This is a genomic window from Burkholderia seminalis DSM 23518 (assembly GCF_902832885.1).
Lineage (GTDB): Bacteria > Pseudomonadota > Gammaproteobacteria > Burkholderiales > Burkholderiaceae > Burkholderia > Burkholderia seminalis.
The window spans coordinates 722,482-741,631 of the sequence record NZ_CADFDK010000001.1; the positions used below are offsets into that span (position 1 = coordinate 722,482).

At 67.4% G+C, this 19,150-nt stretch carries 21 protein-coding genes; 9 read left to right on the forward strand and 12 right to left on the reverse strand.

The features are described from left to right. Positions 1-45: 45 nt before the first annotated feature. From HWX00_RS03255 to HWX00_RS03270, 4 genes are all read right to left on the reverse strand, one after another. Positions 46-1,104 (reverse strand): sulfate/molybdate ABC transporter ATP-binding protein, encoded by a 1,059-nt coding sequence (locus HWX00_RS03255; protein WP_034186955.1) that lies wholly within the window; start codon positions 1,102-1,104, stop codon positions 46-48. 13 nt (positions 1,105-1,117) lie between these two features. After that, positions 1,118-2,059 (reverse strand): sulfate ABC transporter permease subunit CysW, encoded by a 942-nt coding sequence (gene cysW / locus HWX00_RS03260; protein WP_175026917.1) that lies wholly within the window; start codon positions 2,057-2,059, stop codon positions 1,118-1,120. Beyond that, on the reverse strand, positions 2,056-2,949 hold the full coding sequence (gene cysT / locus HWX00_RS03265) for a sulfate ABC transporter permease subunit CysT (protein WP_034186957.1): 894 nt from the start codon (positions 2,947-2,949) through the stop codon (positions 2,056-2,058). Before cysT ends, cysW begins: the two co-directional genes overlap by 4 nt. A 121-nt stretch (positions 2,950-3,070) precedes the next feature. Next, the gene (locus HWX00_RS03270; RefSeq protein WP_175026918.1) at positions 3,071-4,108 is read right to left on the reverse strand and encodes a sulfate ABC transporter substrate-binding protein; all 1,038 of its coding nucleotides are present in this window, start codon (positions 4,106-4,108) and stop codon (positions 3,071-3,073) included. Between the two features lie 264 nt (positions 4,109-4,372). On the opposite strand from HWX00_RS03270, the gene lexA reads away from it, so the two are divergent. The 3 genes from lexA to HWX00_RS03285 are packed head-to-tail and all read left to right on the forward strand — an operon-like array spanning position 4,373 to position 6,116. Further along, positions 4,373-5,020, forward strand: a complete 648-nt coding sequence (gene lexA / locus HWX00_RS03275; protein ID WP_006754655.1) for a transcriptional repressor LexA — start codon at positions 4,373-4,375, stop codon at positions 5,018-5,020. Between the two features lie 26 nt (positions 5,021-5,046). Then, entirely contained in the window at positions 5,047-5,382 is a 336-nt protein-coding gene (locus HWX00_RS03280; protein ID WP_006476078.1) for a hypothetical protein, read from the forward strand. Positions 5,383-5,411: 29 nt separating this feature from the next. Beyond that, positions 5,412-6,116 (forward strand): DUF2939 domain-containing protein, encoded by a 705-nt coding sequence (locus HWX00_RS03285; RefSeq protein WP_124607966.1) that lies wholly within the window; start codon positions 5,412-5,414, stop codon positions 6,114-6,116. An 83-nt stretch (positions 6,117-6,199) separates the two neighbouring features. On the opposite strand, the gene HWX00_RS03290 is transcribed toward HWX00_RS03285, so the two are convergent. Next, positions 6,200-6,697, reverse strand: coding sequence for a universal stress protein (locus HWX00_RS03290; protein ID WP_034186961.1), 498 nt, complete (start codon positions 6,695-6,697; stop codon positions 6,200-6,202). A 332-nt stretch (positions 6,698-7,029) separates the two neighbouring features. On the opposite strand from HWX00_RS03290, the gene nodI reads away from it, so the two are divergent. Together nodI and HWX00_RS03300 are read left to right on the forward strand one after the other, a co-directional pair. Beyond that, the gene (nodI, locus tag HWX00_RS03295; protein ID WP_034186962.1) at positions 7,030-7,944 is read left to right on the forward strand and encodes a nodulation factor ABC transporter ATP-binding protein NodI; all 915 of its coding nucleotides are present in this window, start codon (positions 7,030-7,032) and stop codon (positions 7,942-7,944) included. 6 nt (positions 7,945-7,950) lie between these two features. Beyond that, a complete protein-coding gene (locus tag HWX00_RS03300) occupies positions 7,951-8,784 on the forward strand; it encodes an ABC transporter permease (protein ID WP_034186963.1) in 834 nt (277 codons plus the stop codon). A 37-nt stretch (positions 8,785-8,821) separates the two neighbouring features. On the opposite strand, the gene HWX00_RS03305 is transcribed toward HWX00_RS03300, so the two are convergent. From HWX00_RS03305 to HWX00_RS03320, 4 genes are all read right to left on the reverse strand, one after another. Beyond that, the gene (locus tag HWX00_RS03305) at positions 8,822-9,244 is read right to left on the reverse strand and encodes a hypothetical protein (RefSeq protein WP_034186964.1); all 423 of its coding nucleotides are present in this window, start codon (positions 9,242-9,244) and stop codon (positions 8,822-8,824) included. A gap of 96 nt (positions 9,245-9,340) precedes the next feature. Beyond that, positions 9,341-10,399, reverse strand: coding sequence for a permease (locus tag HWX00_RS03310; RefSeq protein WP_034186965.1), 1,059 nt, complete (start codon positions 10,397-10,399; stop codon positions 9,341-9,343). After that, positions 10,396-11,523, reverse strand: a complete 1,128-nt coding sequence (gene mnmH / locus HWX00_RS03315) for a tRNA 2-selenouridine(34) synthase MnmH (protein ID WP_034186966.1) — start codon at positions 11,521-11,523, stop codon at positions 10,396-10,398. Before mnmH ends, HWX00_RS03310 begins: the two co-directional genes overlap by 4 nt. 69 nt (positions 11,524-11,592) lie before the next feature. Next, positions 11,593-12,540, reverse strand: a complete 948-nt coding sequence (locus HWX00_RS03320; RefSeq protein WP_175026919.1) for a LysR family transcriptional regulator — start codon at positions 12,538-12,540, stop codon at positions 11,593-11,595. Between the two features lie 165 nt (positions 12,541-12,705). Here HWX00_RS03320 and HWX00_RS03325 point away from each other — a divergent pair, with 165 nt between their 5' ends. Next, positions 12,706-14,127, forward strand: a complete 1,422-nt coding sequence (locus tag HWX00_RS03325) for a M20 family metallopeptidase (RefSeq protein WP_034186967.1) — start codon at positions 12,706-12,708, stop codon at positions 14,125-14,127. Positions 14,128-14,162: 35 nt separating this feature from the next. Then, a complete protein-coding gene (locus HWX00_RS03330) occupies positions 14,163-15,449 on the forward strand; it encodes an MFS transporter (protein WP_175026920.1) in 1,287 nt (428 codons plus the stop codon). A gap of 77 nt (positions 15,450-15,526) precedes the next feature. On the opposite strand, the gene HWX00_RS03335 is transcribed toward HWX00_RS03330, so the two are convergent. Both HWX00_RS03335 and HWX00_RS03340 read right to left on the reverse strand, forming a co-directional pair. Then, on the reverse strand, positions 15,527-16,579 hold the full coding sequence (locus HWX00_RS03335) for an NADP(H)-dependent aldo-keto reductase (RefSeq protein ID WP_059557780.1): 1,053 nt from the start codon (positions 16,577-16,579) through the stop codon (positions 15,527-15,529). Positions 16,580-16,725: 146 nt separating this feature from the next. Beyond that, positions 16,726-17,157, reverse strand: coding sequence for a PaaI family thioesterase (locus HWX00_RS03340; RefSeq protein WP_175026921.1), 432 nt, complete (start codon positions 17,155-17,157; stop codon positions 16,726-16,728). A 176-nt stretch (positions 17,158-17,333) separates the two neighbouring features. On the opposite strand from HWX00_RS03340, the gene HWX00_RS03345 reads away from it, so the two are divergent. Further along, entirely contained in the window at positions 17,334-17,822 is a 489-nt protein-coding gene (locus HWX00_RS03345; RefSeq protein WP_049036170.1) for a winged helix-turn-helix transcriptional regulator, read from the forward strand. A 139-nt stretch (positions 17,823-17,961) separates the two neighbouring features. Continuing rightward, the gene (locus HWX00_RS03350; RefSeq protein WP_069705173.1) at positions 17,962-18,585 is read left to right on the forward strand and encodes a phospholipase D family nuclease; all 624 of its coding nucleotides are present in this window, start codon (positions 17,962-17,964) and stop codon (positions 18,583-18,585) included. 150 nt (positions 18,586-18,735) lie between these two features. On the opposite strand, the gene HWX00_RS36680 is transcribed toward HWX00_RS03350, so the two are convergent. Beyond that, entirely contained in the window at positions 18,736-18,951 is a 216-nt protein-coding gene (locus HWX00_RS36680) for a hypothetical protein (RefSeq protein ID WP_034186973.1), read from the reverse strand. Positions 18,952-19,150 lie beyond the last annotated feature (199 nt).

Below are 19,150 nucleotides of genomic sequence, written 5' to 3' on the forward strand. Positions count from 1 at the left end.
TTGTCGATTCGGAGCATGTCCCGCCCCCTGCCCTGTATTGTCTCGTCAACGCGCGGGAAAGACACGCACCGCGCGCGGTACGGCCGTCGCACCGTCGCCGACCTGCAGCGACAGCGCACGCCATGCATCGCGATCCAGTTCCGCCTCGAGCGCGCCGCCCGCGCGCGCCTCGAGCTCCACGCGCACCGAACCGCCGAGCGGGATCACGCGGCGCACGTCCACCGCGATGCCGTCCCGGTGCCCTTCGCCCGCCGGCCACAGCTGCAGGTCGTGCGGTCGCACGTAGGCATTCGCGGGGCCCGCGAAATCGGCGTCGACCTCGATCGGCGCGGCCGCGCCCTCGGCCACGAAGCCGCGCCCGGCCACCGTGCCCGGCAGCCGGTTCGCCGCGCCGAGGAACTCGTACACGAACGCGCTTTGCGGATGATCGTAGACGTCCTGCGGGCTGCCGACCTGCTCGACGTGGCCGCGATTCAGCACGACGATGCGGTCCGCGACTTCCAGCGCCTCCTCCTGGTCGTGCGTGACGAAGATCGTCGAGATGTGCAGGTCGTCGTGCAGCCGGCGTAACCAGCCGCGCAGCTCCTTGCGGACCTTCGCGTCGAGCGCGCCGAACGGCTCGTCGAGCAGCAGCACCTTCGGCTCGACCGCGAGCGCGCGGGCGAGCGCGATACGCTGGCGCTGGCCGCCGGACAGTTCGGACGGATAGCGCTGCGCGAGCCAGTCGAGCTGCACCAGTTTCAGCAACTCGTGCACCTTCTCGCGGATCACGGCTTCCGACGGCCGCTCGCGGCGCGGCTTCACGCGCAGCCCGAACGCGACGTTCTCGAATACGGTCATGTGGCGGAACAGCGCGTAGTGCTGGAACACGAAGCCGACCTGGCGGTCGCGCGCGCCGACCGACGCGACGTCGAGCCCCTGCAGCACGACCTGGCCGGCGTCCGCGTGCTCGAGGCCCGCGATCACGCGCAGCAGCGTGGTCTTGCCGCAGCCGGACGGCCCGAGCAGCGCGACCAGCTCGCCCGGCGGAAAGTCGAGCGAGACGTTGTCGAGCGCCGTGAAATCGCCGAAGCGCTTCTGAAGGTTACGGACGGTGATACCCATTCTGGTTGCCTCTTTACGATTTCGACGAAACGGCGGCGGGGCCGGCATGTGCGGGCGCGATGTCGCTCGCGCCGGCCAGTTCGGCGGCGAGATGACGCTCGGCGATCAGCTTCAGCGCGAGCGTGACGAGCGCGAGCAGCGCCAGCACCGACGCCACCGCGAACGCCGCCGCGAAGTTGTATTCGTTGTACAGGATCTCGACGTGCAGCGGCATCGTGTCGGTCTGGCCGCGGATATGGCCCGACACGACCGACACCGCACCGAACTCGCCCATCGCGCGCGCATTGCACAGGATCACGCCGTACAGCAGGCCCCACTTCACGTTCGGCAGCGTCACGCGGCGGAAGATCTGCCAGCCCGACGCGCCGAGCACGCGCGCGGCCTCCTCCTCGTCGGTGCCTTGCGCCTGCATCAGCGGGATCAGCTCGCGCGCGACGAACGGGAACGTGACGAAGATCGTCGCGAGCACGATGCCCGGCACCGCGAAGATGATCTGCACGTCGTGGTTCTGCAGCCACGGCCCGAGCCAGCCCTGCGCGCCGAACAGCAGCACGTACACGAGGCCCGAGATCACCGGCGACACCGAGAACGGCAGGTCGATCAGCGTCGTCAGCAGCGCCTTGCCGCGGAATTCGAACTTCGCGATCGCCCACGACGCGCACACGCCGAACACGAGGTTCAGCGGCACGGCGATCACGGCGACGGTCAGCGTCAGCTTGATCGCCGACCACGCGTCGGGATCGGCCAGCGATTCGAGATAGAAGCCGACGCCCTTGCGCAGCGCCTCGACGAACACCGCGGCGAGCGGCACGACGAGGAAGAACGCGAGGAACGCCAGCGCGATGCCGGTGAGCAGCCAGCGCACGACGCGCGACTCGCTGACGGGATCGAGCCGTTTCGTGGCGCGCACGGCCGGCGACGGGGTTTTCAGCACGACGGTGGCCTCCTGGCTCATTGCTGGCCTCCTGCCGCGACGGCGGCGACGGTGGCGGGCGCGGGGCCGCTTGCGCCCTTGCTCGTCCGCCGCTGCAGATACCACTGCAGCGTGTTGATCAGCAGCAGCATCAGGAACGACACGACCAGCATCACGACCGCCAGCGCGGTCGCGCCCGCGTAGTCGTACTGCTCGAGCTTCGTGATGATCAGCAGCGACGTGATCTCGGATTTCATCGGCACGTTGCCGGCGATGAAGATCACCGAGCCGTATTCGCCGAGCGCACGCGCGAACGCGAGCGCGAAGCCGGTGAGGAGCGCCGGCAGCACGGCCGGCAGCACGACGCGGCGGAACGTGAGCCAGCGCGACGCGCCGAGGCATGCGGCCGCTTCCTCCTGCTCGCGCTCGAAATCCTCGAGCACCGGCTGCACGGTGCGCACGACGAACGGCAGCCCGATGAAGGTCAGCGCGACCAGCACGCCGGCCGGCGTGAACGCGATCTTGATGCCGAGCGGCGCGAGATACTGGCCGACCCAGCCGTTGGTCGCGTAGACGGCCGCGAGCGAGATGCCGGCGACCGACGTCGGCAGCGCGAACGGCAGGTCGACGATTGCATCGACGAGGCGCTTGAACGGGAACGTGTAGCGCACGAGCACCCACGCGACGAGGAAGCCGAACACGGCGTTGATCAGCGCGCCGCCGAGCGCGGCCGAGAACGTCAGCCGGTACGACGCGAGCACGCGCGGCGACGTGACGGCGGTGACGAACTGGTCCCACGACAGCGTCGCGGTCTTCAGGAACGTGGCGGCGAGCGGGATCAGCACCACGAGGCTCAAATAGGCCACCGTGATGCCGAGTGTCACGCCGAAACCGGGCAGCGCGCTCGGCTTGCGAAAGGTGTACGTCGTCATCGGATGCTCTTGCTGGGTCGATGCTGCTCACGGGTCCGACGCAAACGCCGGCGCAGTGAATCGCGCCGGCGGGCCGTCGGGGAGGCGGCGCGCTGCGTGGCGCGCCGCTGTCGTTATGGCGTTACTGCGGCTTGTAGATCGAGTCGAACACGCCGCCGTCCGCGAAATGCGTCTTCTGCGCATTCGTCCAGCCGCCGAACGTGTCGTCGACCGTGTACAGCTTCAGCTTCGGGAACTGCTTCGTCAGTTCCGCCGGCACGTTCTTCGAACGCGGCCGGTAGTAGTTGCGCGCCGCGATCTCCTGGCCCTGCGGGCTGTACAGGAAGTTCAGGTACGCTTCGGCCAGCTTGCGCGTGCCCTTCTTGTCGACCACCTTGTCGACCACCGCGACGGGCGGCTCGGCCAGGATGCTCACCGACGGCACGACGATCTCGAACTTGTCGGTGCCGAATTCCTTCACCGACAGGAATGCCTCGTTTTCCCACGCGATCAGCACGTCGCCGATGCCGCGCTGCACGAAGCTCGTCGTCGCGCCCCGCGCGCCCGAATCGAGCACGCCGGCGTTCTTGTAGAGCTTCGTGACGAATTCCTTGGCCGTCTGCTCGTTGCCGCCCGGCTTGTGCACCGCGTACGCCCATGCCGCCAGGTAGTTCCAGCGTGCGCCGCCCGACGTCTTCGGGTTCGGCGTGACGATCGAGATGCCCGGCTTGGTCAGGTCGTCCCAGTCCTTGATCCCCTTCGGATTGCCCTTGCGCACCAGGAACACGATCGTCGACGTGTACGGCGACGCGTTGTCGGGCAGGCGCTTCTGCCAGTCCTTGTTCACGAGCCCCTTGTTCGCGAGCGCGTCGATGTCGTACGCGAGCGCCAGCGTGACGACGTCGGCCTGCAGGCCGTCGAGCACCGAGCGCGCCTGCGCGCCCGACCCGCCGTGCGACTGCTTGAAGTTGACGGTCTCGCCCGTCTTCGCCTTCCACTCCTTGCCGAACGCCTGGTTGAAGTCCTGATACAGCTCGCGCGTCGGGTCGTACGACACGTTCAGGAACGTCGTATCGGCCCGGGCATGCGTCGCGACGCCCAGCGCCGCCGCCGCGCCCAGCGCGAGTGTTGCGATCAGGCGGCCCACTCCGCCCACCAGCCCCGTATTGCGCTTCGCCATCCTTGGTTCTCCAGTGTTGTCGGTATTGCGATGTCGGGCCAGTCTAGCGAACGGGTTACATGATTAAAAATAATCGTTCCTCATTTTTTAATACTCAAAAGTGCTAACGCAGACGGGACGGACGGTTGCGGCAGATAAACCGCCGTCGGGGCGTCGCAAAATCACGCCGGAACCGGCGCGATCGCGTCGAACCTCACGTAACACTTGAAATTCGCGAAGTACTGTATAAAAATACAGCTCACTGTCTATCCATACAGTTGAGCCATGACCAAACTCACCGCCCGTCAGCAGCAAGTGTTCGACTTGATCCGTCGCGCGATCGAGCGCTCCGGATTCCCGCCCACCCGTGCCGAGATCGCGGCCGAGTTGGGCTTCAGTTCGCCGAATGCGGCCGAGGAGCACCTGCGCGCGCTGGCGCGCAAGGGCGTGATCGAGCTGGCCGCCGGCGCGTCGCGCGGCATCCGCCTGCTCGGCATCGACGACGCCCCGCATCAGTTCACGCTGCCGCACGCCGGCCTGATGCAGCTGTCGCTGCCGCTCGTCGGCCGCGTCGCGGCCGGTAGCCCGATCCTCGCGCAGGAGCACATCTCGCAGCACTACGCGTGCGATCCCGCGCTGTTCACGAGCAAGCCCGACTACCTGCTGAAGGTGCGCGGCCTGTCGATGCGCGACGCCGGCATTCTCGACGGCGACCTCCTCGCCGTGCAGAAGCGCACGGAGGCAAAGGACGGCCAGATCATCGTCGCGCGTCTCGGCGACGACGTCACGGTCAAGCGCCTGATGCGCCGGCCTGGCGGTCTCGAGCTGATCGCGGAGAACCCGGATTACGAAAACATCTTCGTCAAGGCCGGCAGCGCGGAGTTCGCGCTGGAAGGCATCGCCGTCGGACTGATCCGATCAGGCGAACTCTGACATTCCGTCTCGCTGAGGAGAACATCATGGAACGCCTTGCCCGTCTGCTGCCTTTCCGTCAATTCGGCCGCCTGCGTCATCTGCGCGGCCGCACGCCCTGCGCACCGCTGTCCGCGGCCGCGCCCGTGCAAGAAGAAGTCGCAGTCGAACGGCAGGCGTCCCTGCTGCCGTCGGCGCTCCCCGCGTTCGCGCGGGTATCGCTGAACGCCGGCCTGAATCATGCGGAACCCGCGCGCCGCGCGCCGGTGCGGGTCTATCACGGCCGTTCGCGGCTGATCATGGTCGGCACGATCGACGCCGTATGCCGGATGATCGACCGCTGCATCGCGGAGGAACGATCGGCTACGCCGGGTGGTCTCTGATTGCGGAACATCCCCGCACCGGAGGCAACGTGACTGGATCGTCGGGCCGCGCATGGCGGCTCAAGCCCCTGCTGATCGTCGTGCTGGCCGTCGCCGTCGTGGCGGCGGTCGGCTACGCGTACGCGTCGCCGTACGTCGCGCTCGGTCGCCTGAAATCGGCGATCGACGCGCGCGACGCGCAGGCCATCAGCGAATACGTCGATTTTCCGTCGCTGCGCATCAGCCTGAAGCAGCAGGTGACTGAAGAGTTGATGCGCCGGATCGACGCGGTGAAGAAGAACAATCCGTTCGCGGTGATCGGCGCGCTGATCGGGTCCGCACTGATCGGCCCGCTGGTCGATGCGTACGCGACGCCGGAGGGCGTGGCCGCGCTGATGAGCGGATTGCCGCCGCGCGGCAATCCGGGCGAGCGTCCGCCCGAATGGTCGAATCAGCCGCAAGTCGATGCGTCAGCCGACACGCCCGCCCGCCCGGCGCCGGCGAGCGCCGCCGGCCCCGTCAGCAACGCGGCCGCAACGGCTGCGTCATCACCCGCATCCCCGTCTGCCGCGCCGGCCAGCGCGGGCGATGCAACGCATCCGCCGCATCAGCAGCAAACCAGCGCGGGATACCGGAATATCGATGAATTCGTCGTCACGTACCAGCGCACCGCCGACGGCACGCGCTATGCGGCGATATTCCACCGCTTCGGCCTGTTCTCGTGGAAATTGTCCGCGATCGACCTGCACGCGTAGCAGGCTGCGCGGTACCCGCGCCGCTGATGCAGCGGCGCCCGACCGGCTCGCAGCGCCGGTCGGGCCGTCATCGCATCATTCGATCATTTGCCGTTCGCGATGGCCGCTTCACGCTCGCGCGCGATTTCTTCCTTCTGCTCCTGCGCGGACGAACACGCCACCAGGATGCTGCAGTTCACGCGATCGAGCAGTTGCGTATTGCCCGACCCCATCCACCATCTCGACAGCCCGCTGCGGCACCGGTGGCCGACGACGACGAGATCGACCTTCAGTTCCGTCGCGAGATTCGCGATTTCGTCGATCGGATAACCGAATGCGAAATGGCCTTCGGCCTGCACGCCGCGCTCACGCAGCCAGTTCACGCCTTCCTGCAGGATTTCCCGCGCGGTTTCCTCGAACCGGCCGCACGCGACGTCCGTCAGCAGACCTGCGCTTTGCGCAATGCTCGAACGCATGTCGACAACCGACAGCAAGTGCGTTTCCGCCTTCAGGTCCATTGCGAGATTGGCACCGCAGCGCAGTGCCTTGCGCCCTTCGAGGGTGCCGTCGTAACACAGCAAAATCTTGTTGTAACTGGCCATGAAACCTCCCTATCGCGACAACGAGCCTACGCATTCATCATGGTGCGCCGCAATTCAGGATGCAAGGGATGGAAAACGCTGATTCGCCCCGCTCGGCGCGTGCGCGATGATGCAGTGCACGATCGGTGCCCGCATGCATCGCACCGTGCAGGCATGCCCTGAAGAGACGCAGCCGATGCACTAGAATGGCCCGTTCGTACTCCAGCGGGCCATCGCCACGCCGGCGTCGCGCGCTTCGGTCATGTCCGTGTGACACGCATTCGCGCGATCCGTTCGCTTGCCGGCCACGCATCGGATAGCCACGCGCGCCCGCTTACAACGACAACATGCCCATGTCCGTCGCACCGATCGATTTCCGCAACGTCGAAAAACGCTATGGCGACAAGCTCGTCGTCAACGGCCTGTCCTTCAACGTGCAGGCCGGCGAATGCTACGGCCTGCTCGGCCCGAACGGCGCCGGCAAGACCACCACGCTGAAGATGCTGCTCGGCCTCGCGCATCCCGATGCCGGCACCATTTCCCTGTGCGGCGAACCGGTTCCGTCGCGTGCGCGGCATGCACGCCAGCGCGTCGGTGTCGTCCCGCAGTTCGACAATCTCGACCCCGACTTCACCGTCCGCGAGAATCTGCTCGTGTTCAGCCGCTATTTCGGGATATCGGCGCAAGCCGCGCGCGCACTCGTGCCGCCACTGCTCGAATTCGCGAAGCTCGAGAGCAAGGCCGAGGCGAAGGTCGGTGAACTGTCGGGCGGCATGCGGCGTCGCCTCACGCTCGCCCGCGCGCTCGTCAACGATCCCGACGTGCTGGTGCTCGACGAACCGACAACGGGCCTCGATCCGCAAGCGCGGCACCTGATGTGGGAACGCTTGCGCTCGCTGCTCGCGCGCGGCAAGACGATCCTGATCACCACGCACTTCATGGAAGAAGCCGAACGCCTGTGCGACCGGCTATGCGTGATCGAGGAAGGCCGCAAGATCGCCGAGGGCGCGCCGCACGCGCTGATCGAATCGGAGATCGGCTGCGACGTGATCGAGATCTACGGGCCGGATCCGGCCGCGCTGCGCGACGAGTTGTCGGCATTCGCGAAGCGCACCGAGATCAGCGGCGAGACGCTGTTCTGCTATGTGAGCGACGCGGAGCCGCTCAGCGCGAGACTCAAGGGTCGCACGGGGTTGCGCTATCTGCACCGCCCGGCCAATCTGGAAGATGTATTCCTGCGGCTCACGGGCCGCGAAATGCAGGACTGATCGATCATGGACGTGCGCAACTATTCCGCCGCCACACCGTCCGCGCCTTCGCGCGAATCACGCTTCGCGATCGCGATGCCCGCGAACGCCACCAACTGGATTGCCGTCTGGCGTCGCAACTATCTCGTCTGGCGCAAGCTCGCGCTCGCATCGATGTTCGGCAATCTTGCCGATCCGATGATCTATCTGTTCGGGCTGGGTTTCGGGCTCGGCCTGATGCTCGGCCACGTCGACGGGGTGTCGTATATCGCGTTCCTCGCGGCCGGCACGGTCGGGTCGAGCGTGATGATGTCCGCGAGCTTCGAGTCGATGTATTCGGGTTTCTCGCGGATGCACGTGCAGCGTACCTGGGAAGCGATCATGCATACGCCGCTCGCGCTCGGCGACATCGTGCTCGGCGAGATCGTCTGGGGGGCCAGCAAGGCGATGCTGTCGGGGGTCGCGATCATGCTGGTCGCGGGTGCGCTCGGCTATGCGCGATTTCCGTCGATGCTCGCGGCGCTGCCCGTGATCGCGCTCGCGGGCCTCGCGTTTGCCAGCGTCGCGATGATCGTGACGGCGCTTGCGCCGTCCTACGATTTCTTCATGTTTTATCAGACGCTCGTGCTGACGCCGATGCTGCTGCTGTCGGGCGTGTTCTTCCCGATCACGCAGTTGCCGCCGGTCGCGCAGCACGCGGCCCAGGCGCTGCCGCTCGCGAACGCGGTCGAACTGATCCGGCCCGCGATGCTCGGCCGCCCGGCAACCGACATCGCGTTGCACGTCGCGGTGCTCGCCGGCTACGCGGTCGGCGGATTCGTGCTGTCCGCGTGGCTGTTCCGGCGGCGGATGATGCGCTGACGGCCGGCGCACCAGGCGCCGGTCTGATGCGACGACGTTACTCGTCGTCGTCGCTCCACGGGATCTCGACGTCGGTCAGGAACGCGACGGTCGCGAGCGGGCCGCCTTCCTGGCGACCGAGCTTGCCGTCCGCGCGGTGCCATTCGACGCGGAACTGCGTACCCGGATCGTCGGCCACCAGATAGACCGAGCGCAGCTCTTCCTTGTCGGCCTCCTCCACCGGGCCGTCGAACGACACCAGCATCTTCTGCGGCCACACGCCGTTGACGGGATCGTAAATGCGGTCGCCCTGCGGAATGTCGATGCTGGCCTCGACGCCGATCGTTGCGGAGGCCTCGATGATCATCGTGCCGAGTGCGTTCAACACGGCAGTCGCCCGCGCGGAATTGGCCTGGCGGATCGCGAGATCGCCGCGCGTCAGCGCCTTTTCGAGTCGAGGATGAATCTTCGGTTGGGTCATGCGTTTTCCTGTTTGCTTCTTGTAAAGGGCACCGCGCGCGTGAAGCGGCGGCGCCGGATGAATATGAATACGGCTATCGCACCGGGCTTGCGCGCGTCAGAACCCGAGCGCGAGCGCGAGCAAGCCGCTCACGATCCCGAATACGACAACGAGCGTCGCGACGATCGCCAGCATGTACGGCTTGAACGAGCGCGCGAGCATCGCGAGCGACGGCACGCTGATCGGCGGCAGCGTCATCAGCAGCGCGGCGGCCGGGCCGACACCCATGCCGAGCGACAGCATCGCCTGGATGATCGGCACCTCGCCGGCCGTCGGGATCACGAACAGCATGCCCGCGACCGCGAATGCGACGATCCAGCCGAGATGATTGCCGATGTCCGGGCCGATATGCGGGAACAGCCATGCGCGCGCGGCGCCAAGCAGCAGCACGAGCACGATGTATTCGGGCACGAGTCGCACGGCCATGCGCGCGAGCAGCTTCACCCAGCGGACGAACGGATTGCCGGCCGCGGCCTGCTCGGCCGCCAGCGCGGCGAGCTGCGCATCGTCGATGCTGCGGTCTTCAGGCCGCGCGATGCGGTTCAGCAGATAGCCGATCCCGAACACCATCGCGATACCGAGCACGAGGCGCAGCGCGCTCCAGTGCCAGCCGAGCACGAAACCCATGAACACCAGCGCGGCCGGGTTCAGCACCGTGTTACCGAGCCAGAACGCGACCGCGCCGCCCGGCGACGCATGGCGTGCACGCAGCCCCGCGACGACCGGCGCCGCGCAGCACGTGCACATCATCCCGGGCAGCGACAGCAGGCCGCCCGCGGCAACGCTGCCGAATCCGGTCCGGCCCAGCACGCGCGCGACCCAGTGCGCGGGCAGCAGCGCCTGCACGGCCGAGCCGAGCAGCAGGCCGAGCACCATCGCCTGCCAGATCGCCTTGCCGTACGCCCAGGCGTAGTCGAGCGCGGCCTTCAACGACGGCTCGGGGGCGCTCGCCGACGTGCCCATCAGGATCGACTGGCCGATCGAATGGTGCTCGGCGGCGACGAACGCCTTGTTGTAGTACGGAAACCATTTCACATAGAACAGTCCCGCGACCGCGATCAGCAGGAAGGTCATCCAGCCGAGCGCCGGATTGGGTTGGGTGCGTGTGGTCGTCATCGTGTAGTCGTCGATTGGTCTTTGTCGGTTTTGGATTGCGTGCCCGCGGCAAGCGCGGCCGATGCGGGCAACCCGGCTCGCGCGAGTTCGGCCAGCAGCGTGCGCGCCTGATCGCGCACGTCGGCGGCGTTGGGCCGGAACGTGAACGTCAGCGCCCGGTTCGGCTTGTTGTAGACCGCGCGGTAGGTTCGTGCGTAGGCGGGATCGTAATGCCTGTCGATCAGTTCGGTGAACAGTTCGGCGCGCGCGTTCGCATCGATCAACGCCTTCCAGTGCGTCACCTGTTCACGGCTATGCAGGCCGATCAGCCGATGAAGTTGCGCCTTGAACGCGTCCGGTTCGTCGAACAGGTGCGCGTAATCGTCGAGAAGGAACGCGATCCGTTCGTCGTGCGCCGCCTCGACATGTACCCACGGGCCGGCATGAAACGCTTCGATCAGCGCGATCGGCAACTGCACGAGCCCGATCCTGCGGCTTTCCGATTCGACGAACACCGGCCATTCGGGGTCGAAACGTGCAAGCGTTTCGACGAGCCCCGAATCGAACCCCTTCTGCGCGGGCTGCGGCTTGCCCGGCAGCGCGCCGAGCAGCGAGCCGCGATGGCACGCGAGCGCCTCGAGATCGAGCGTCTGTGCGCCTACGTCGCGCAATGCGTTCAGCAGGCGCGTCTTGCCGCAGCCGGTATGGCCGACGAGCGCGATGTAGCGAAAGCGCGTCGGCAGCGAATCGAGCGTCGCGCACACCGACTGGCGGTACGACTTGTACCCGCCGTCGAGCTGGCGCGCCTTCCAGCCGATCAGGTTGAACCAGGTCGTCATCGAGCCCGAGCGCTTGCCGCCGCGCCAGCAGTAGATCAGCGGCCGCCAGTTGCGCGGCCGGTCGGCGAACGTCGTGTCGAGATGGCGCGCGATGTTGCGCGCGACCATCGCCGCCCCGACGCGCGTCGCCTCGTACGGCGATACCTGGCGGTACATCGTGCCGACGAGCACGCGCTCCTCGTTGCTGAGCACGGGCGCGTTCAGCGCGCCGGGGATATGATCCTCGGCGAACTCGAGCGGCGTGCGCACGTCGATGATCTCGTCGAACTCGCCGGCGCGATCGAGGGTGACAATCAGGTTCTTCAATTTGGCGTCGAACAGGGGCGATGCGGCTCGAAGAGCCGCATGGGCACGGAAGGCGGATTGACGATTATCTCACGGCCGGCGTCTCGGGCCGCGCTCGGCCGTCGGCGGCGTCGATGCAACCCGCATCGCGTCGATCAGGTGGTCGCGGAACGCACGTACCGACGCGGGCAGATCGCGCCCCGCCATCGTCTGCACCTGGATGCTGCGCTCGCGCAGCTGCGGGTTCGTCACGGGCACGACGACGAAACCGTCCGCATCGAAACGGTCGCGTACCGACAGCAGCCCCGTGAACATCACCGCCCCCGTGCGCCGCGCGTAGCCGTACATCGCCGCCGTGTTGTTGCTCGTCAGTTCGGGCTCGAGCAGCAGCCCGTCGAGCGCGCACGCAATGTCGATCAGCTGGCGCACCGTCGTGCCGGCCTCGGGCAGCGCATGCGCGTGCCGCGCGACATCGGCGAGCGACACCGCGTCGCGCGTCGCGAGCGGATGATCGTGCCGCACCAGCGCGAAGACCGGCGCGCGCTCGGTATGCTCGACGCGCACGCCCTTCTCCGGTGCAAGACTGAACGTCAGCGCGATGTCCGCATCGCCGTCGCGCACGCGCCGCGTCGCTTCCGCCGGCGACACGACCCACATGGTGAAATCGACGCCCGGGTGGCGCGCCTTGAAGCTTGCGAGCGCGCCGGGCAGAAAATCGATCGCGAACCCTTCGGAACACGCGATCTTCAGCAGGCTGCCGTGCAGCGCGTCGAGGCCGCCGATGTCCTTCATCACGTGCTCGGCTTCCAGCAGGCTGCGCTGCGCGAACGCCAGCAGCCGCTCGCCGGCCTCCGACAGCGCCATCCCGCGCGGCCGCCGCTCGAAGAGCGGCGCGCCGAGCTCGCTCTCGAGCTTCGCGATCTGCCGGCTGATCGCCGACACGGCCACGTGCAGCCGCGCGGACGCGTCGCTGATCGAGCCGGTGCGCGCCACTTCGACGAAATACCGCAACGCCAGGCCATGCAGGAAAGCCGCCATCGTTCTGTCTCCGCGCCGCATCCGGCCGCGCCGCTTTGCCTTTTCGGCAAAGAAAGGTTCGAAATTCGATCATTGTGACAAAAAAAACGGCTTCCTAGAATCGATCGCACTTCACGTTGCATGCGCGGTCCGCGCGTGTAGCGCCCCCGTCAGAGGAGATACGACTTGAGCCGTACCGCCGCCATCCAGCACGCGCTGAACCAGTTCGAATCCGGCGCGTTCTTCACGACCCTGAGCCGCCGCGTCGGCCTGCGCACCGAAAGCCAGGACAGCGGCAACGACGCCGCGCTGCGCGCGTACCTGACCGACGAGATCGCACCCGAGGCCGCCCGCCTCGGCTTCACCTCGCGGATCGTCGACAACCCCGTCGCTGGCGGCGGCCCGTTCCTGCTCGCGTCGCGCCATGAAGACGATGCACTGCCGACCGTGCTGATCTACGGCCACGGCGACGTCGTGCGCGGCTACGACGCGCAGTGGCGCGCGCCGCTGTCGCCGTGGACGCTGACGGCCGACGGCGACCGCTGGTATGGCCGCGGCAGCGCCGACAACAAGGGCCAGCACACCATCAACCTCGCCGCGCTCGCAAGCGTGCTCGACGCACGCGGCGGCCGGCTCGGCTTCAACGCGAAACTGCTGATCGAAATGGGCGAGGAAACGGGGTCGCCGGGGCTCGACGCGCTGTGCCGTCAGGCGCGCGACGCGCTCGCGGCCGACGTGCTGATCGCGTCCGACGGCCCGCGCATCGCCGCCGCGCGCCCGACCGTGTTCCTCGGCTCGCGCGGCTCGGTCAACTTCAAGCTGAGCCTGCGCGCCCGCGACGGCGCACACCATTCCGGCAACTGGGGCGGGTTGTTGCGCAATCCGGCGATCGTGCTCGCGCATGCGCTTGCGAGCCTCGTCGACGCGCGCGGCGCGATTCGCGTCGAGGGACTTCGCCCGCCGCCGATCCCGGCCGCCGTGCGCGACGCGCTCGCCGACCTTTCCGTCGGCGGCGGCCCGGGCGACCCGGCCCTCGATGCCGACTGGGGCGAGCCCGGCCTCACCGCGGCCGAGCGCGTGTTCGGCTGGAACACGTTCGAGATCCTCGCATTCAAGGCCGGCAATCCCGAGCATCCCGTCAACGCGATCCCGCCCGTCGCGTACGCGCACTGCCAGTTGCGTTTCGTCGTCGGCACCGACTGGGAAGCGCTGCATGCGCACCTGCGCGCGCACCTCGACGCGCACGGGTTCACCGACATCGAAATCGACGTCGAACGCGGCGCGCCGGCCACGCGTGTGCCGCCGGACGATCCGTGGGTCCGCTGGGCCGTCGCGTCGCTGGCGCGCACCACCGGCAAGAAGCCCGCGATCCTGCCGAATCTCGGCGGCACGCTGCCGAACGAGGTGTTCGCCGACACGCTCGGGCTGCCGACGCTATGGGTGCCGCACTCGTACCCGGCGTGCTCGCAACACGCGCCCGACGAGCACCTGCTCGCGAGCGTCGTCAGCGAGGGGCTGCAGATGATGGCCGGCCTCTTCTGGGATCTCGGCGACGACGCGCCGCCCGTTCGCCGCGCGGCATCCGCCGCGGCCGGCGCTGCCCTGTAACGCGCTTTGCCCCTTTCTCGGGACCTGCCCATACGATGAACACGACCACCCTGACCTCGCAGGACGCCGCCCGCCCCAGCGCGGCGAAGATCCGGCGCATCATCTTCGCGGCGTCGATCGGGAACGCGCTCGAATGGTTCGACCTGATCGTCTACGGCTTCTTCGCGGTGACGATCGCCAAGCTGTTCTTCCCCGCGACGAGCGAAGCGACGTCGCTGATGCTGACGCTCGGCACGTTCGGGCTGTCCTACCTGATCCGGCCGATCGGCGGTTTCGTGCTCGGTGCCTATGCGGACCGCGCGGGCCGCAAGGCATCGCTGCTGCTGTCGATCGCGATGATGATGGCCGGCACGTTGCTGATCGCGCTGATGCCGACCTACGCGTCGATCGGCATTCTCGCGCCGCTCGGGATCATGCTGTCGCGGTTGATGCAGGGCTTTTCCGCCGGCGGCGAATTCGCGAGCTCGACCGCGTTCCTCGTCGAACACGCGCCGCAGCGGCGCGGCTTCATGTCGAGCTGGCAGTTCGCGAGCCAGGGCCTCGCGACACTGCTCGCGTCGGGCTTCGGCGCATTGCTGACGGCCACGCTGACACCCGCGCAGCTCGAAAGCTGGGGCTGGCGCGTGCCGTTCCTGTTCGGGCTCGCGATCGGCCCGGTCGGGCTGTATATCCGCCGTTATGTCGACGAAGGCGTCGAGTTCAAGACGCAGGCGCGCTCCGAAGCGCCGGTGCGCGAGCTGTTCGCGGAGCAGAAGGTGCGGGTGCTGCTGTCGATCGGCGCGCTCGTGATCTCGACCGCGATCAACTACATGATCCTGTACATGCCGACTTACGCGATCAAGCAGCTCGGGCTGCCTGCGTCGACCGGATTCGCGGCAACGCTCGCGACCGGCTTCGTGCTGACGCTCGTCACGCCGGTCGTCGGCCATCTGTCAGACAGCACCGGGCGCATCCGCATGATGGCGGCCGCGGCATTGCTGATGCTCGGCACCGTGTGGCCGACGTTCGCGTGGCTGACACATCACGCGTCGTTCGCGACGATGCTCGCCGCACTGGTCTGGATCGGCGTGCTGAAGGCGATGTACTGCGGCGCGCTGCCGGCGCTGATGGCCGAACTGTTCCCGTCGCAGACGCGCGCAACGGGGCTCGCGGTCAGCTACAACACGGGCGTCACGTTGTTCGGCGGCTTTGCGCCGTTCATGATCACCTGGCTGATCAGCGCGACCGGCAACCGGCTGTCGCCCGCGCTCTATCTGATGGGCTGCGCGGTGCTGAGCCTCGCCGCGCTGTTCGTCGCGCGCACGCGGCTCAAGATGCGATAACCCGGGCAGCGGCAGCGCGTCGCTGCGCCGCCGGTGCGGCCGGCCGCGGCATCGCTGCCGCCCGGGCCGCGCGTCGTTTACGGCGCCGGGTTCGGCTGCCGTTCGTGCAGCGCGTCGATCTCGGCAAGGATCTCGTCGGACAGTTTCACGTCGATGCTGCCGATGTTCTCCTTCAACTGCTCGAGCGACGTCGCGCCGACCAGGTTGCTGCGCACGAACGGCCGGCTGTTGACGAACGCGAGCGCGAGCTGCGCGGGCGACAGCCCGTGGCGCTGCGCGAGCGCGACGTAACGCGACGTCGCCTCGACGGCCTGCGGCTTGCTGTAGCGCTGGAAGCGCTCGAACAGCGTGATGCGCGCCCCGGCCGGACGCGCGCCGTTCTCGTACTTGCCGGACAGCCAGCCGAACGCGAGCGGCGAGTACGCGAGCAGGCCCACGCCGTCGCGATGCGTGAATTCCGACAGCCCGTTCTCGAACGTGCGGTTCAGCAGGCTGTACGGATTCTGGATGCTCGCGATACGCGGCAGCCCGAGTTTCTCGGCCGCGCGCAGGAACTGCGCGACGCCCCACGGCGTTTCGTTCGACACGCCGATCGCGCGCACCTTGCCGGCCTTCACGAATTCCGCGAGCACACCGAGCGTTTCCTCGATCGGGACCGTGTAGGCGTCGTCGACCCACGGATACGCGGGACGGCCGAACGTCGTCGTGCTGCGATCGGGCCAGTGCAGTTGATAGAGGTCGACATAGTCGGTCTGCAGCCGCTTGAGACTGCCGTCGAGCGCTTCGGTCAGGTTCTTGCGATCGAACTGGTTGCCCTCGCCGCGGATATGGCGCGGGTTGTGCGGCTGCCGCGCGGGGCCCGCGATCTTCGTCGCGAGCACGATGCGCTCGCGCTGCGCACGATGCTGAGCGAGCCAGGTGCCGATGTACTGCTCGGTGCGGCCTTGCGTGTCGGGCTTCGGCGGCACCGGATACATCTCCGCGGCATCGATCAGCGTCACGCCCTGCGCGATCGCGTAGTCGATCTGCTCGTGCGCGTCGCGCTCCGAGTTCTGTTCGCCCCACGTCATCGTGCCGAGCCCGATCAGGCTGACCTCGATGCCCGAATCGCCGAGTGTGCGGTATTCCATGCTGTTCCTGTCGCGTCGGTGGAAAGCAGAAACGCTATCATATTGAAGCGACCGCTTCAGATGTGCGCCGCGCACGCTTACAAGCCGCCTTCGACGCCGCCCGGCGCGTCCCCCGCGGGCCCGGACGGCAGCGTTGCGGCCCGCCGTTACTGCGGCCGCTGGATAAAGCAGGTCGCCGACGCATGCGCGACGATCTTGTCGTCCGGCGTCTTCAGCGTCCCCTCGGCGACGCCCAGCGAACGCGACAGGTGAATCACGCGCCCTTCCGCGACCAGATCGACATCGCGCGGCACCGGCCGCAGCATCTTCACGTGCAGGTCGACCGTGCCGTAGCCGACGCCCGCGTCGAGCATCGAATGCACCGCGCACCCCGTGACCGAATCGAGCACCGTCGCGGCGAACCCGCCATGCACGCCGCCGAGCGGATTCAGGTGACGGCCGTCCGCCCGCGCGGAAAACTTCACGTAACCGAGTTCGACGTCGAGCGGGCGCATCGGAATCGTCTCGGAAATCGACGCGAGCGGCGCATCGCCCGAGACGGCTGCGCGCAGCAGATCGAGACCTGAAAGCGGATTCATCGGGTTGTCTCCGGGTTGAAAGCGCGTCGCCGCGCGAGTAAGTTCTAAATTGGAACTCATTATTGACAACGATGCCGGCCGTTGTCAACGCAGCCGCGCCTGTGACAACCGAAGGCGGGTTCTATAATCGAACCCGCTATTTCGCTGAACCGCAGCAAGACGCAAGAGACTCGACGATGAAATGGGATGACATCGGCACGCTGAACTGTTCGGTCGCGCGCGCGCTCGCCGTGCTCGGCGACCGCTGGACCATGCTGATTCTGCGCAACGCGTTCCTCGGCTGCCGCCGCTTCGATGCGTTCCAGACCCAGCTTGGCCTCACGCGCCACGTGCTGGCCGAACGGCTCGCGCGGCTCGTCGACGAAGGCGTGCTGGTCAAGCGTGCGTATCAGGAGCGGCCGCCGCGCTTCGAATACCGGTTGACGGACAAGGGCCGCGACCTCTACCCGGCGCTGCTGGCGCTGACGGCATGGGGCGATCGCTGGAAGGACGACGGCCAGGGGCCGCCGGTGCAATTGCGCCACCGTACCTGCGGCCAGCTGATGCATGCGGTCACCGTTTGCTCGGCCTGCGGCGAACCACTCGATGCGCGCGACGTGCAACCCGAGCCCGGCCCCGGGTGGATCGCTGCGCGCGAAACCGGCACGCCGACGGTCAAGGATTGACGCGCGACGCAACTTCACTGCATCGGCTCTGCACGAATGAACATCGCGCGCGACATCGCGTCGCGATACGCGCGTGACCGCGCTGCTACGTCTGCGTTACACTCACGGCCCGCTGTCTCGAAATTATTCGCTGTCCAAGATGTTGTCGCGCAATCGCCTCGCCGCTGCCTGTCTCGCCGCCTCCCTGCTCGCCACACCCTTCGCCGCCTTCGGCAAGACGCAAAGTGAATCGCTGCTCCAGCAGGCGATCGACCTCGTGTCGCGATGGCTGCCGACGCCCACGCATGAAGCGCCCGCGACGCAGGTGGTCGAATCGGCGTTCTCGCCCGACGGCGGCGCCGAGGCACTCGTGCTGAAAGCGATCGGCGCCGCGCGCAGTTCGATCCGCGTGGCCGCGTATTCGTTCACGTCGCCGCCCGTCACGCGCGCACTGCTCGACGCGAAGCGACGCGGCGTCAATGTCGCGGTGGTCGTCGACGACAAGGGCAACCGTGCCAAGAGCAGCAAGCAGGCACTGAACCTGCTCGTCAACGCCGGCATCCCGACCCGCACGATCGACACCTATGCGATCCACCACGACAAATACCTCGTGATCGACGCCGAGCACGTCGAAACGGGTTCGTTCAACTACAGCGCGTCGGCGGCCAGCCGCAATTCGGAAAACGTCGTCGTGGTCTGGAACAATCGGCAACTCGCGTCGCGCTACCTCACGCACTGGCAAAGCCGCTTCGACCAGGGCGCGCCGTACCGCTCCAGCTACTGACGCACGCCACGGGCTGGGCGCCGCTTCCCGATACCCCGCGCTCGCACCGCCGTGATGCAGATGATCGGCGAGCGTGACGCGACGCTCAATTCGGCCGAATGGCCAGTCGCCGCTTCACGCCTCGAACGACATGCGCGCCGGACGGCGCATTCAATGGATTTCAGCGATCCGTCCTGTCGCGGCACCGGCCTGCGTGGTCGGGACACAGCGGTTCGCGTGCCCGTCCACGCTGCTTGCCGGCGTCGTCGACACAGCAGGCAGCGCATTGCGCACGCAATCCGTGCTGAACGCCAGGGTGTTCTGAACCATCGGGTAAAGAAGATACAGCGCAAATGCGAGATAACCCGCGTACAGAATTCGAACCATGGGGCGGTGGGATGCGAAGAACGATTGGACTCGCCCTATTTACGGCATTGCACCGCGCACCTTGAGACATCGCGCAGCCGATTCTGCATCGTGATGCAACGCAGACGCATGCCACCCGCTTCTCACTGCATCTGCGTCGATCGGGACAGCGTCGGGAATGCCCGTCACCGAGGGGCGGGTTGGCGACGCGCCGAATAAT

Coding starts and splice junctions, on each gene's coding strand:
- HWX00_RS03270 (WP_175026918.1), bottom strand. CDS start 4,108: ATGGCGAAGCGCAATACGGGGCTGGTGGGCGGAGTGGGCCGCCTGATC.
- HWX00_RS03330 (WP_175026920.1), top strand. CDS start 14,163: ATGAACACGACCACCCTGACCTCGCAGGACGCCGCCCGCCCCAGCGCG.
- HWX00_RS03300 (WP_034186963.1), top strand. CDS start 7,951: ATGGACGTGCGCAACTATTCCGCCGCCACACCGTCCGCGCCTTCGCGC.
- HWX00_RS36680 (WP_034186973.1), bottom strand. CDS start 18,951: ATGGTTCGAATTCTGTACGCGGGTTATCTCGCATTTGCGCTGTATCTT.
- cysT (WP_034186957.1), bottom strand. CDS start 2,949: ATGACGACGTACACCTTTCGCAAGCCGAGCGCGCTGCCCGGTTTCGGC.
- HWX00_RS03340 (WP_175026921.1), bottom strand. CDS start 17,157: ATGAATCCGCTTTCAGGTCTCGATCTGCTGCGCGCAGCCGTCTCGGGC.
- HWX00_RS03255 (WP_034186955.1), bottom strand. CDS start 1,104: ATGGGTATCACCGTCCGTAACCTTCAGAAGCGCTTCGGCGATTTCACG.
- nodI (WP_034186962.1), top strand. CDS start 7,030: ATGTCCGTCGCACCGATCGATTTCCGCAACGTCGAAAAACGCTATGGC.
- HWX00_RS03280 (WP_006476078.1), top strand. CDS start 5,047: ATGGAACGCCTTGCCCGTCTGCTGCCTTTCCGTCAATTCGGCCGCCTG.
- lexA (WP_006754655.1), top strand. CDS start 4,373: ATGACCAAACTCACCGCCCGTCAGCAGCAAGTGTTCGACTTGATCCGT.
- HWX00_RS03345 (WP_049036170.1), top strand. CDS start 17,334: ATGAAATGGGATGACATCGGCACGCTGAACTGTTCGGTCGCGCGCGCG.
- HWX00_RS03350 (WP_069705173.1), top strand. CDS start 17,962: ATGTTGTCGCGCAATCGCCTCGCCGCTGCCTGTCTCGCCGCCTCCCTG.
- HWX00_RS03305 (WP_034186964.1), bottom strand. CDS start 9,244: ATGACCCAACCGAAGATTCATCCTCGACTCGAAAAGGCGCTGACGCGC.
- HWX00_RS03310 (WP_034186965.1), bottom strand. CDS start 10,399: ATGACGACCACACGCACCCAACCCAATCCGGCGCTCGGCTGGATGACC.
- HWX00_RS03335 (WP_059557780.1), bottom strand. CDS start 16,579: ATGGAATACCGCACACTCGGCGATTCGGGCATCGAGGTCAGCCTGATC.
- HWX00_RS03290 (WP_034186961.1), bottom strand. CDS start 6,697: ATGGCCAGTTACAACAAGATTTTGCTGTGTTACGACGGCACCCTCGAA.
- cysW (WP_175026917.1), bottom strand. CDS start 2,059: ATGAGCCAGGAGGCCACCGTCGTGCTGAAAACCCCGTCGCCGGCCGTG.
- HWX00_RS03320 (WP_175026919.1), bottom strand. CDS start 12,540: ATGGCGGCTTTCCTGCATGGCCTGGCGTTGCGGTATTTCGTCGAAGTG.